This is a genomic window from Verrucosispora sp. ts21 (genome assembly GCF_002879555.1).
In the GTDB taxonomy this organism is placed as follows: Bacteria; Actinomycetota; Actinomycetes; order Mycobacteriales; family Micromonosporaceae; genus Micromonospora; species Micromonospora gifhornensis.
The window spans coordinates 1-11,997 of the sequence record NZ_PNOZ01000023.1; the positions used below are offsets into that span (position 1 = coordinate 1).

Sequence of the window (11,997 nt, forward strand, 5' to 3'; positions counted from 1 at the left end):
GGGGGGTCCTGAGGGGTTGGGACCAGTGGCCCTGCTGTCAGGGGGTGGTGGGAGGGCACCGTGGAAGGGGTAACGGGAGAGTGTGAGGGGGTCCGACCATGGACATCGGCTACAGCGTCGAACAGTTGCGGGTTGCGGCCACCGATGCGGTACGCGCGCCGTCCCTGCACAACGTCCAGCCGTGGCGGTTCCGGCTGCGCGACGGCGGCATCGAGATCCTCGTCGACCCGGCCCGCCGGCTGCCCGCCACCGACCCCAGCGGATGGGGTGCCCGGGTCGCCGCCGGCGCGGCACTGTTCAACCTGCGGCTGGCCCTCGCGGTGGCCGGCAACCCGGCGACGGTCCGGCTGCGACCGTACCCGGCGGAACCGGACGTGGTCGCCCGGCTGGTGCCGGACGTGCCACGCCGACCCACCCCGACCGAACAGAACCTGTACGCGGCCATTCCCCGCCGGTTCAGCAACCGTGCCCCCTTCTGGCCGGATCCCGTACCCGCCGACGCCCGCTGGCGCCTCGGCGACGCGGCGCGCGCCGAGCACTGCTGGCTGGAGCTGGTGATCGGGGTCAGCGCGGTCAACGCGTTCGCCGAGATCGCCCACGGCGCGAACCGTGTCCTCGAACGCGACCCGGCCTACCGGGCGGAACGGCAGGCCTGGATCCGCCGTGAGTACGCCCTCGACGGCGTACCTGCCGCTGCCGGCGGCCCTCGCGCCGAGGCGCAGGACCTGCTGCCGGCGCGGGGCTTCGGCGACCGGTACCGCCCGCCCGGCCGCGACTTCGAACCCGAACCGCTTGTCGCGGTGCTCGGCTCGACCGGCAACACCGCCGTCGACCAGGTCGTCGCCGGTCAGGCGTTGCAGCGGGTGCTGCTCACCGCCACCGACTGCGGATTGTCGGTGTCGATGCTGTCCCAACCGGTGGAGGTGCCTTCGGCGCGGGAGCAGTTGCGCGTGTCGCTGGGACGCTTCGGCACCCCCCAGATGGTGATGCGCATCGGGTACGGCCAACCCGGCTGGCCCACCCCGCGTCGGGACGTCGACGAGGTGCTGGACCTGCCGGTGCACCAGATGTAGCGCCGGCTACATGCTCCGGTCCGCAGCGAGCGAGGCGAGCAGAGCGGCCTCCCGCTGCGGGTCCAGACCGACCGGCGGCCGGGCCGGACGACCGGCCCGGGACGGCACTTCACCGACCCGACGCAACCACGACCAGGTGTCGGCCACCGTGTCGGCCAGGGGCCGGCAGCGCAGTCCGTCGGCGTACGCGCGGGTGACGTCCTTCTCCTGGATCCATCGCCAGTCGTGGCCCGGCGGGATCCAGATCGGCAGGTCGTTCCACGGCACCACACCGGCGGCGAGGATGCGCTCCGGCTCGACCCAGCGCAGCCGGGCGTCGGCGCCCGTGACGGCACGACAGGCGTCGAGCAGTTCGCCGAAGGTGGCCGCCCCCGGTCGACCGACCACGTTGACCGGTCCGCCACGGCCCGCGGTGCCGGCCTCCAGCAGGAAGGCGGCCAGGTCCCGGACGTCGATGTACTGCACCGGCAGGTCCACCGGTCCCGGTGCCAGCACGTCACCGCCACGCGCGAGGCGACCGAGCCACCACGGCAGCCGACCGATGTCCTCGCCGGGCCCGAGGATCAGCCCGGCCCGGGCCAGCAGCACACGCTCGCCGAACACCTCGCGCAGGGCCCGTTCGGCGCCGGCCTTCAACTGCGGGTAGTCGCCCTCGGTGGCATCCGGGTCGGCGTCCACCACCGGGCTCTGTTCGGTCACCCCGACCGGCACCGGCGGGGCGTAGACGGAGCCGCTGGAGACGTAGACGTAGTGGCCGATCCGACCGTCGAGCAGCCGCGCCACCGTCCGCGCCGCCCGGGGTGCGCCGTCCCAGGTGTCGACGACCAGGTCCCACTCGCCGTCGGTGAGGGCGGCCAGCCCGTCGGGAGCGAGGCGGTCACCGACCAGCCGTCGTACGCCGGCCGGAGCAGCCCCGTGCCGCCCCCGGTTGAACACCGTCACCGACCAGCCACGGGACAACGCTTCCTGGACCGTCGCCCCGCCGACGAAACCCGTTCCACCCAGCATCAGCAGTCGCATACCGCCACCCTGCCGTCGCTTGCGGACGGACGCGAGTCCGGTTCGCCGTGAGCGGATCTGCCGACGGCAGAACGAGGGTGCCCGCGCCGCCCGGACGATCAGTTGTCCGGTCGACGCGGGCCAGGTTCGGCGGTGCCGCGGGCACGGCGGGCGACCACCTGATCACGTCGTTACGAGAACGGGTGACCGACTCCATCGTCGGCCGCGGCCGATACGCCGGTCAACAACTTCCGGAAAACTATCGGTAAATTCCTATGCGGCGGGGGCGGCGCTGTCCCGGATCACGAGCTCGGTGGCCAGCTCCACCCGAGGGCTCTCCACCTTCTCCCCCTTGGCCAGCCGCAGCACCGTACGCGCGGCCAGCATCCCCATCTCGCTCAGCGGTTGACGCACGGTGGTCAGCGGCGGCGAGCACCAGCGCACCTCCGGCAGGTCGTCGAAGCCGACCACGCTGATGTCGTCCGGGATGCGCAGCCCGCGCTGCCGTACCGCCTCGTAGACGCCCAACGCCATCTGGTCGCTCGACGCGAAGATCGCTGTCGGCGGCTTCGCCAGCCCCAGCAGCCGCCCGCCACCGACGAAGCCGGCCTCGTGGTAGAAGTCGCCGGGACAGACGAGTGCCTCGTCGAAGGCGATCCCGGCGGATTCCAGGGCGGCCCGGTAGCCGTCCATCCGGGCCCGACTGCACATCAACTGCGGCGGCCCGGCGATGAACCCGATCCGCCGATGCCCCAGACCGATCAGGTACTCGGTGGCACGCAGGCCACCGGCCCAGTTGGCGGCACCGATCGTCGGCGCTTCCTGGGCCGGCAGTCCGTCCGCATCGACGATCACCACGGGCACGTCGAGCCGACGCAACTCGGCCTGCAGCGGCGCCTCGACCATCGAGGTCACGAAGATGACGCCCTCGGTGCCGCGCCGCCGCATGCCGTCGAGCCACTGTTCCGCGGAGGTGTTCTGGCGGTGGATGGCGGAGACCACCGTGCCCACCCCGGCGCTGTGCGCGACGTCCTCGACCCCGCGGATGATCTCCACCGCCCACGGACTGTCCAGGTCGTTGAAAACCAGATCCACCAGCCCCGAACTCGCCCGCATACTCGGCGGCCGACGCCGGTAACCATGCCGCGACAGCAACTCCTCCACCCGCTGACGCGTCTGCGGAGCCACATCCGAACGACCATTGATCACCCGCGACACCGTCGGCACCGACACCCCGGCCAGATCGGCGATCACGGAGATGGTGACCTTGCGGGTCTCTCTGGCAGCCACTGCACTCCCAACCGGTACGGCGACAGCCCGCGCGGCGACGAGGAGCGGCCGGGACGGGCTGCCGGCTGCCTCCCCTACCCTAGTGCCGAGAAATTCCAGCCGCCTACCGGTAATTGGTGCAATTCACATCGGGCCAACGGTCATCGCACGGCAGCAGTCGGGCTGCTGCCGTGCCTCTCCGGCCAGGTCAGACCTTTGGCGGTGCCGCGCTGTCCCTGATGACGAGTTCGGTGGCCAGTTCCACCCGAGGGCTCTCCACCTTCTCCCCCTTGGCCAGCCGCAGCACCGTACGCGCGGCCAGCATCCCCATCTGGGCCAACGGTTGACGCACCGTCGTCAGCGGCGGCGAGCACCAGCGCACCTCGGGCAGGTCGTCGAAGCCGACCACGCTGATGTCGCCGGGCATCCGCAGCCCGCGCTGCCGTACCGCCTCGTAGACACCCAACGCCATCTGGTCACTCGACGCGAAGATCGCCGTCGGCGGGTCCGCCAACGCCAGCAACCGTGCCCCGCCCGCGAACCCGGCCTCGTGGTAGAAGTTGCCGGGCTGGATCAGCCGGTCGTCGATCGGCAGTCCGGCGGCTTCCAGGGCGGCCCGGTAGCCGTCCATCCGGGCCCGACTGCACATCAACTGCGGCGGCCCGGCGATGAACCCGATCCGCCGATGCCCCAGACCGATCAGGTACTCGGTGGCACGCAGGCTGCCCGCCCAGTTGGTGGCACCGATGGTCGGCGCGTCCTGGGAGGGGACACCGGCCGGGTCGACGATCACCACGGGAATGTTGAGCCGGCGCAACTCGGCCTGCTGCGGTGGCTCAAGGGTCGAGGTCACGAAGATGACCCCCTCGGTGGACCGGGTCCGGATGTTGTCGAGCCACTGCTTGGCCGACGACGTACGGCGGTGGATGGCGGAGACCACCGTGCCCACCCCGGCGGCGTGCGCGACGTCCTCGACCCCGCGGATGATCTCCACCGCCCACGGACTGTCCAGGTCGTTGAAAACCAGATCCACCAGCCCCGAACTCGCCCGCATACTCGGCGGCCGACGCCGGTAACCATGCCGCGACAGCAACTCCTCCACCCGCTGACGCGTCTGCGGAGCCACATCCGAACGACCATTGATCACCCGCGACACCGTCGGCACCGACACCCCGGCCAGGCGGGCGATCGCCGCGATGGTCACCGTGCGGTTGTCGTTGGCACCCACGCGGCCCCTCCCCCTTGCTCATGTTCCTTGCCGGCCGTCGGCCGACGGACACCACTACTGCTTCTGCGCCACTCGGGTGATGTCCTTGACGATCTGCTCCGGCTTCTTGGAACCGACGATCAGATCGGCGACGCTCTTGTTGATCTGCTCACCGACCGCCGGCGGGAAAGCCTGGTCGAGATAGAGCTGGAACCCGCTGGCGACGGCCAGATGCGCCGCGACCACCTGGTTGTTCGGATCCTTGATCCGGCCGACGGCCGCCAGGTTGGTGGGCAGCACCGCGCCGGTCTCCGCCGCCCAACGCTGATTCTCCGACCGCAGCAGCGACCGCAGGAAATCCACAGTGGCCGGTGGTGCGTTGCGACCGACCGCGAAGCCGTTGCCACCGCCGAAGGCGTCGGTAGCCTCACCCTTGCCACCCTCCACCGTCGGAAAGGTGAAGAAGCCGAGCTGCCCGCCGATGCCGAGCTTGCTGGTCGACGACGACGCCTGGATGGAGGGGGCCCACTGGCCCATCAACTCCATGGCCGCCTCGCCGTTGCCCATCGCCGCGGCCTGCCCGTTCGACGACCCGTACTCGGCGCGCCGGAAGCCAGGCTGGAACGGTTGCAGGTCGATCAGCTGGCGGACGTGTTCGCCGGCCGCCACGAAGTCCGGAGTGTTGAAGTTGCCGTCCTCGGCCGCCTGTCGCAACGCACCCAGACCACCGATCCGCATCGCCAGGTACGCCCAGTAGTAGTGCCCGGGCCACTTGTCCTTGCCGGCCAACGCGATGGGCACGATGCCCGCGGACTTGAGCTTCTGCACCGTGGTCAGCAACTGGGCCCAGGTGGTCGGCGGCGAGGTGATCCCGGCCTCGGCGAAGAGGTCACGGTTGTACCAGAAACCGATCATGCCGATGTCGAACGGGATGCCGTAGATCCGGCCGTCGATGGTGTACGGCTGCAACGCGGCCGGCAGCAGTTGACCGATCCAGGGCGACACCTCCGAGGTGATGTCCTTGACCAGCCCCGCCTCGGCCTGTTCGCGCAGCAGACCACCGCCCCAGGACTGGAACAGGTCCGGCGGCGAGCCCGCCTTGGTGACCTTGGCCAGCTCCGCCTTGAAGACCTCGTTCTCCAGCGGATTGACCTCGATGGTGATCTTGTCGTGCCGGGTGGTGTACAACCGCGCCATCTCGGCCCACACCGGCAGCATGGGATCGGTGTTCTGGATGTGCCACCAGTTGATCCGCTGTGGAGTGGTCGGGCCGCTGGGCTCGTCGTCCGCACAGCCGCCGAGCAGAACCGCGCCGACACCCGCACCAGCCAGGCCGAGCAGCGATCTGCGGGAAACGTGCGTTGTCATGCCTCATCCCTTCAACCATGTGACGTGCGCGCGCAACACCACAAACGGCGAGAGGCCAGTCGGCAGCCCGAAAGTTTTCAGCCTGATGCCGGTATTTTCGAGGTGATGGCCGGCACGTTACGACGCGTTGACACACGCGGTCAAGAGGGGTGTCGCAAGGAGACGCCAGCCGATACCGTGAGGCAATCCTGGCGTGTCCAACGGCGACTTTTCCGGAAGTACTCCGGGATCAGAGCCTGAAGGAGTCGAACATGTCGACCGAGACCGCAGACGTGACGACCACCCGGTCGATCCGCAATCCCGTGCTCCCAGGCTTTCACCCGGACCCCTCCATTCTGCGGGTCGGCGACGACTACTACCTGGCCACCTCGACCTTCGAGTGGTACCCGGGGGTACGCGTACACCACTCCAGAGACCTCGTCCACTGGCGGGCGCTGGGCGGCATCGTCACCGAACGCCGGCTGCTCGATCTGCGCGGCTGCGGCGACTCCAACGGCATCTGGGCTCCCGACCTCACCTGGCACGACGGCCTGTTCCACCTCGTCTACAGCGACGTGGCCAGCTTCGCCAGCGGCTACTGGGACGCCCAGAACTTCCTCACCACCGCACCGGCCATCACCGGCCCCTGGTCGGATCCGGTCCGACTGCACTCGCACGGCTTCGACGCCTCACTGTTCCACGACGACGACGGCACGGTGTGGCTGCTGGCCATGAGCGCCGACTGGCGTCCCGGCCGCAACCGCTTCGGCGGCATCGAGATCCAGCAGTACGATCCCGACCGCCGGCAACTGATCGGCCCGACCCGACTCATCTTCACCGGCACCGAGGTCGGCCTGACCGAGGCACCGCACATCTACCGCCACGACGGGTGGTACTGGCTGGTCACCGCCGAGGGCGGGACCAGCTGGGAACACCAGGTCACTGTCGCACGCTCGCGTGAGCTGTTCGGACCGTACGAGGTCGACCCGGCCGGTCCGCTGCTCACCTCGGTGGGCCGACCGGACCTCACCCTGCAGAAGGCCGGCCACGGCAGCCTGGTCCGCACCCAGCACGGCGACTGGTACCTCGCCCACCTGGTCGGCCGCCCCTACACCCCGCTGGGCAACTGCGTCCTCGGCCGGGAAACCGCCCTGCAGAAGGTCGAATGGTCTCCCGGCGGCTGGCCGAGGATCCCCGGCGGCATCCCGGCCGACGAGATCGCCGCCCCCGACCTGCCCGCCCATCCGTGGCCTGCCGAACCGGCCACCGACCACTTCGACGCGCCGGAACTGGCCAGCTGGTGGTCCACCCTGCGCCGGCCCGCCACCGACGACTGGATCGACCTGCGGTCGCGCCCCTCGCACCTGCGCGTCTACGGCGGGCAGTCGCCGGTCGGCAAACAGACACCGAGCCTGGTGGCGCGGCGGGTCGATGCACCACGCTGCTCGCTGGAGACGGTCGTCGAGTTCGACCCCGGCAACCACCGCCACCTGGCCGGCATCACCGGCTACTACAACACCCAGAACTGGCACTATCTGTACCTGACCCGGGCCGACGACGGGCGGACCGTGCTGGAACTGCTCAGCTGCGACAGCGGACGACGCACCCCGTACCCCGAACTCACCGTCGACACCGGCGGTGCCCGCCGGGTCGGGCTACGGGTGAGATTCGACGGCCCGGCGCTGCACTTCGCGTACGACCTCGGCGACGGCTGGCGAGAACTGCCCGTCACCCTCGACGCCACCATCCTCTCCGACGAGCACGCAGCCCAGATCGTCGACGGGGAACCCGCCGCCTGGGGCTTCACCGGCGCCCTGCTCGGCCTCTGGGTGCAGGACATCGGCGGCGACGGCCACTACGCCGACTTCGACCACGCCACCTACCACCAAAAGGGCTGACCGATGTCCCCTCACCCCTCACCCCCGATGACCGCGCGGCACAACAGTTCCATGCCGGGCACCCCGGCCTGCCCCGAAGCGACGATCGGCACCGACCGCGTCCTCTGTCTCACCTTCGACGACGGACCGCATCCGGTGCACACCCCACGCCTGCTCGACGTACTCGCCGCCCACGATGTGCCGGCGGTCTTCTTCCTCCAGGGCGACCAGGCCGCCAGCCACCCGGACCTGGTCCGCCGGATCGTCGCCGCCGGCCACGCGCTGGGCAACCACAGCATGCACCACGACGACATGAGCGACTGGACTCCCGGCCGGATCGCCTCCGACCTGCTGGAAACCAACGCGGTCATCCGCCGGGCCGTGCCCTATACGCCACTGCCCTACTTCCGGGCCCCGTACGGCGCCTGGGGTCAGACCCCGACCGTGGCGACCGCGCTGGGGATGCGACCGATGGGCTGGCAGCTGGCCGTCACCGACTGGGTGCCACCCGGCACCGACGAGTTGGCCCGCCGCCTCACCGAGGGCGTCACCCCCGGCGCGGTGGTGCTGCTGCACGACGGCGGCGGCGACCGCAGCCAGACCGTCGACGCCGTCGACCTCGTCATCCCCCCGCTGCTGGCCGACGGCTGGCGATTCGCCCTGCCCGCATCAGCCGGAGCCTCCGCCGGCAGGTGAACCGACACGTCACGGGTGAGCCTTGATCAGGGTCTGCTCGCCCTGGCTGTCATCGGACGACACCGGGCCGACCCTTGCGCCCTTGACCGCCCGCCAGATCGCGATCGCCGCGGCGATGACGCCGAAGGCCACCGTCAGCACCGCTGCGGCCAGGATGGTGAACTCGGCACCGATGCCGGTGATCAACGGCCCGGCGGTGATGGTGCCCAGCGGTACGGACAGCGTCGCGATCGCGGCGTACGCGGCGAGGACCGGTGCTCTGCCGGCGCCGTCGGTGCTGCGTTGCAGCAACGCCATCGTGGCGGCCGGATACGGGGCCCAGATCAGCCCGCCGATCGCGATGGCGACCAGGGCCACGGCGGTCGGTGCGCCGAGGCCCAGTGGCAGCAGGGCCGCACCCCAGCCGACGACGATGGCGATGATTGTCGGCCACAGCCGCCAACGGCGCAGGTAGCCGGCGACGAATCCGCCGATCAGCGCCCCGGCGCCGAACGCGGTCCAGAATGCGGCGAGGGTGCCGGCGGAGTTGCCGAGCGACTCGGCGACGTGGATCGGCAACGCCACCTGCACGGGCCCGTAGAGGAAGAAGAACCCGAAGGTCAGCGCGGACAGTCCGAGCAACGGTCGATCGCGCCAGATCGCGGCGAAGCCGGCGAGGCTCGATCCCTGCCGCTGCTCGATGGGGGCCCGGGCCGTCCTCGGCACGGCGACCAGGTAGCTGACCGCGAGGACGGCGTACGTGCCGGCGGCGACGCCGATGACGAGCACCGGCCCGGCGGCCGCGATGAGCAGTGCCGCCAGGGCCGGCCCGATCAGCGTCGACGCCTCGCTGAACAGTCCGATGAGCGCGTTGCCCGCCAGCCGGTGCTCGACCGGCAGCAGCTCGGCGATGAGGGTGAACCGGCCCGCCGACCCCCACGAGCGCAGCAGTGCGGAGCACCCGAGCAGCAGCGTGAACCACCTGATGTCGAGGGCTCCGGCGAGGTGGACCACGGGGATCGCCCCGAGCATCACCGCCCGGACGACCGCGTCCCAGGCGGCCAGCTGACCCCCGCTGCGCCCACTGAGCATCCGGGCGAACAGCACGGTGCCGAGGGCACCCGGCAGCGTGTACGCGGCGACCGCGGCGGCCACCCAGACACCGGCGTTCGCCCGGGGCGCCAGCTGGATGGCCAGCCAGCTGACCGCCAGCAGCGCCATCCCCTCCCCGAGGTACGACAGCGCGAATCCCGGCAGCAGCCGGCGCAGGATCCGGTGTCGGACCACCGGCCAGTACGGTGACGAACGAACGAAAGCCGGGGTGCCCATGCGGGAAGTCTGGCAGCTCGATCGAGCATTGCGGCCCGGGCTTAGCGCCCGGCAGAACGCGAATCAGCGCCTGCTCATCGAGACCACACTCCTGGCCGCGGTCCGGATCGCTGGTCAGCCGCGTACGCCGGGTGCGACGTGCAGTGAGAGGTGCGGGGAGATGGCGCGGAGGAAATCCGGGGCGTCGAAGATCGCGCCCGCGGAGGCCACGCCGGTGCCCCTGGTCCGGCCCGTGAGGATGCGGTCGACGGCCTCCACCGCGAGGGGTGCGCTGACGGCGTAGATGTCCTGACCGGTGGCGGCCAGGCGGCGTTCCGTTGCGCCGGAGCGAACGAGGACGTCGACGACGAAGGTCTGCGCGGAACGGCCGCGCTCATCGACGGCGTCCGGCGCCGAAGCGTACGGAGCGGAGAGCTCCGCAGCCGCCTTGGCGGTCATGTAGGTGCGAATCTCCGGGACGGCCAGGTGGCTGGCAATGGTGACGATGTCGGCCATGGTGAACTCCGCGATGACGCTCTGGGAGCCGAGCGGAGCAGGGAAGTCCCACTGCACGGTCGGCAGAGCGTCGTCGTGGTACTCCACCTGTCCGCCGGTGTAACGGACCCGCCGGCCACCGCGTCGCTGCTGCGACACCACACCCGAGGCGACAGTTCCGCCGGTGGGGCTCCAACTGCTCAGGCCGTAGGCGACGTGCACCTCGTCGGCCGTCGTCCAGTCGCCCATCGCGGTGGTGACCAGCAGGTCACCGAGGCCACCGTAGAAAGCCATCGCCGGCACCACCACGGTGCCCGCGGCGTTGGCGCGCTCCGCGAAGTGCGCGAAGGTGTCGAGGTTCGCCTCGATCTCGGCCGCCACGTCGACGTACGCGATGCCGGCGCGCAGCGCCGCCTCGACAATCGGGCCCGCCGTGGCGGCGAAGGGCCCCGCACAGTTGATCACGGCGGCTGCGCCCTCCAGCCCGCGGTCGAGCGAGGCCGGATCGTCGACCGACGCCTGACGCACCCCGAGCCCCGGATGGGTCTGCGCAAGCGCCCGCAACTTGTCCTGGTCGCGGCCGAGGAGCAGCGGTACGTATCCGCGCTCGCGTAACTCCGCGACCACGAAGCGCCCAGTGTGCCCGTACGCGCCGAACACCGCCACGGTCTGACCTGATCCCACGCTTACTCCCAGGTACTCGAAGTGATCCACTGCGGACAATCCTTTCCCCGTCGACCCACCCGGACCAGTGTCTGAAACGACACGCCTCGTACAATTCCCGACATGAGTTCTGCGCGGCGCTCCGTTGCGCTCGCCGCTACCCACGGGATGCTGCACTTCGAGCTGGGCCTGGCCTACGAAGTCTTCGGCTCCAAGCCGGATGCCGTGCCCGGCCCCTGGTACGACGTCCGGGTGTGTGGCACGGAGACCGTCCGGGTCGGCCGGTTCCTGCTGGAGCCGGACTGCGCGCTCGACCGGCTGGCAGATGCCGGCACCGTGATCGTCCCCGCCCTGGCCGATGTCGACGAGGAGCCACCGGCCGACCTGGTCGAGGCGGTACGTGCGGCCCACGCGTCAGGCGCGCGGGTGGTCTCCCTGTGTACGGGCGTGTTCGTGCTCGCCGCCGCCGGTCTGCTCGACGGGTTGTGCGCGACCACGCACTGGGCCCACACCGAGCAACTGGCCACGCGCTATCCCCTGGTGAAGGTCGACCCGGATGTGCTCTATGTCGACAACGGCAGCGTGCTCACGTCGGCGGGCAAGGCTGCGGCGATGGACCTGTGCCTCCATCTCGTCCGCCGCGACCACGGCTCGGCAGTCGCCAACGTCGTCGCCCGCCGCCTGGTCGTGCCGCCGCACCGGGCTGGCGGCCAGGCCCAGTTCGTCACCACGCCGGTACCCGCCCACGACGACCATCCGCTCGCCACGTTGCTCCCCTGGGTGATGCGGCGGCTGGACCAGCCGCTGACCGTGGAGGACCTGGCCCGTCAGGCGAACATGAGCTCGCGCCACCTGGCCCGCCACTTCCACGCGGTAACCGGCACCACCCCGTTGCAGTGGCTGTTGACGCAGCGGATCCGCCGCGCGCAGGAACTGCTGGAGACCACGGACGACAGCGTCGACACCATCGCCTCGACTGCGGGCATGGGCACTGCGACGACTCTGCGCCGCCACTTCCACCGCACCATCGGCGTACCGCCGGACACCTACCGTCGCACGTTCCGAGGATGAGGTGCGTTTCGAG

At 70.6% G+C, this 11,997-nt stretch carries 10 protein-coding genes; 4 read left to right on the forward strand and 6 right to left on the reverse strand.

All coding sequences use genetic code 11. The features are described from left to right. The first annotated feature begins 98 nt into the window (after window positions 1-98). Window positions 99-1,073 (forward strand): Acg family FMN-binding oxidoreductase, encoded by a 975-nt coding sequence (locus C1A38_RS12355; protein ID WP_102657978.1) that lies wholly within the window; start codon window positions 99-101, stop codon window positions 1,071-1,073. A 6-nt stretch (window positions 1,074-1,079) separates the two neighbouring features. On the opposite strand, the gene C1A38_RS12360 is transcribed toward C1A38_RS12355, so the two are convergent. The 4 genes from C1A38_RS12360 to C1A38_RS12375 all read right to left on the reverse strand — a co-directional run bounded on the left by C1A38_RS12360 (window position 1,080) and on the right by C1A38_RS12375 (window position 5,916). Then, window positions 1,080-2,093: an NAD-dependent epimerase/dehydratase family protein gene (locus tag C1A38_RS12360; RefSeq protein ID WP_102657979.1), complete on the reverse strand. Its 1,014-nt coding sequence runs from the start codon at window positions 2,091-2,093 to the stop codon at window positions 1,080-1,082. Window positions 2,094-2,345: 252 nt separating this feature from the next. Then, on the reverse strand, window positions 2,346-3,362 hold the full coding sequence (locus C1A38_RS12365; RefSeq protein ID WP_102657980.1) for a LacI family DNA-binding transcriptional regulator: 1,017 nt from the start codon (window positions 3,360-3,362) through the stop codon (window positions 2,346-2,348). A 187-nt stretch (window positions 3,363-3,549) separates the two neighbouring features. Next, window positions 3,550-4,569 (reverse strand): LacI family DNA-binding transcriptional regulator, encoded by a 1,020-nt coding sequence (locus C1A38_RS12370; protein WP_102657981.1) that lies wholly within the window; start codon window positions 4,567-4,569, stop codon window positions 3,550-3,552. 54 nt (window positions 4,570-4,623) lie between these two features. Then, complete coding sequence (locus C1A38_RS12375; protein WP_102657982.1) at window positions 4,624-5,916, reverse strand: extracellular solute-binding protein; 1,293 nt, start codon at window positions 5,914-5,916, stop codon at window positions 4,624-4,626. Window positions 5,917-6,167: 251 nt separating this feature from the next. Between C1A38_RS12375 and C1A38_RS12380 the strand changes: the two genes are divergently transcribed. Together C1A38_RS12380 and C1A38_RS12385 are read left to right on the forward strand one after the other, a co-directional pair. Beyond that, a complete protein-coding gene (locus C1A38_RS12380; protein WP_102657983.1) occupies window positions 6,168-7,793 on the forward strand; it encodes a glycoside hydrolase family 43 protein in 1,626 nt (541 codons plus the stop codon). 51 nt (window positions 7,794-7,844) lie between these two features. Then, window positions 7,845-8,468: a polysaccharide deacetylase family protein gene (locus C1A38_RS12385; RefSeq protein WP_233196788.1), complete on the forward strand. Its 624-nt coding sequence runs from the start codon at window positions 7,845-7,847 to the stop codon at window positions 8,466-8,468. Between the two features lie 9 nt (window positions 8,469-8,477). Here C1A38_RS12385 and C1A38_RS12390 read toward each other — a convergent pair whose 3' ends face one another. Next, a complete protein-coding gene (locus tag C1A38_RS12390; RefSeq protein WP_102658040.1) occupies window positions 8,478-9,734 on the reverse strand; it encodes an MFS transporter in 1,257 nt (418 codons plus the stop codon). 156 nt (window positions 9,735-9,890) lie between these two features. Next, window positions 9,891-10,934, reverse strand: a complete 1,044-nt coding sequence (locus C1A38_RS12395) for a saccharopine dehydrogenase family protein (RefSeq protein WP_102658041.1) — start codon at window positions 10,932-10,934, stop codon at window positions 9,891-9,893. A 102-nt stretch (window positions 10,935-11,036) separates the two neighbouring features. On the opposite strand from C1A38_RS12395, the gene C1A38_RS12400 reads away from it, so the two are divergent. After that, the gene (locus tag C1A38_RS12400; RefSeq protein ID WP_102657985.1) at window positions 11,037-11,984 is read left to right on the forward strand and encodes a helix-turn-helix domain-containing protein; all 948 of its coding nucleotides are present in this window, start codon (window positions 11,037-11,039) and stop codon (window positions 11,982-11,984) included. Window positions 11,985-11,997 lie beyond the last annotated feature (13 nt).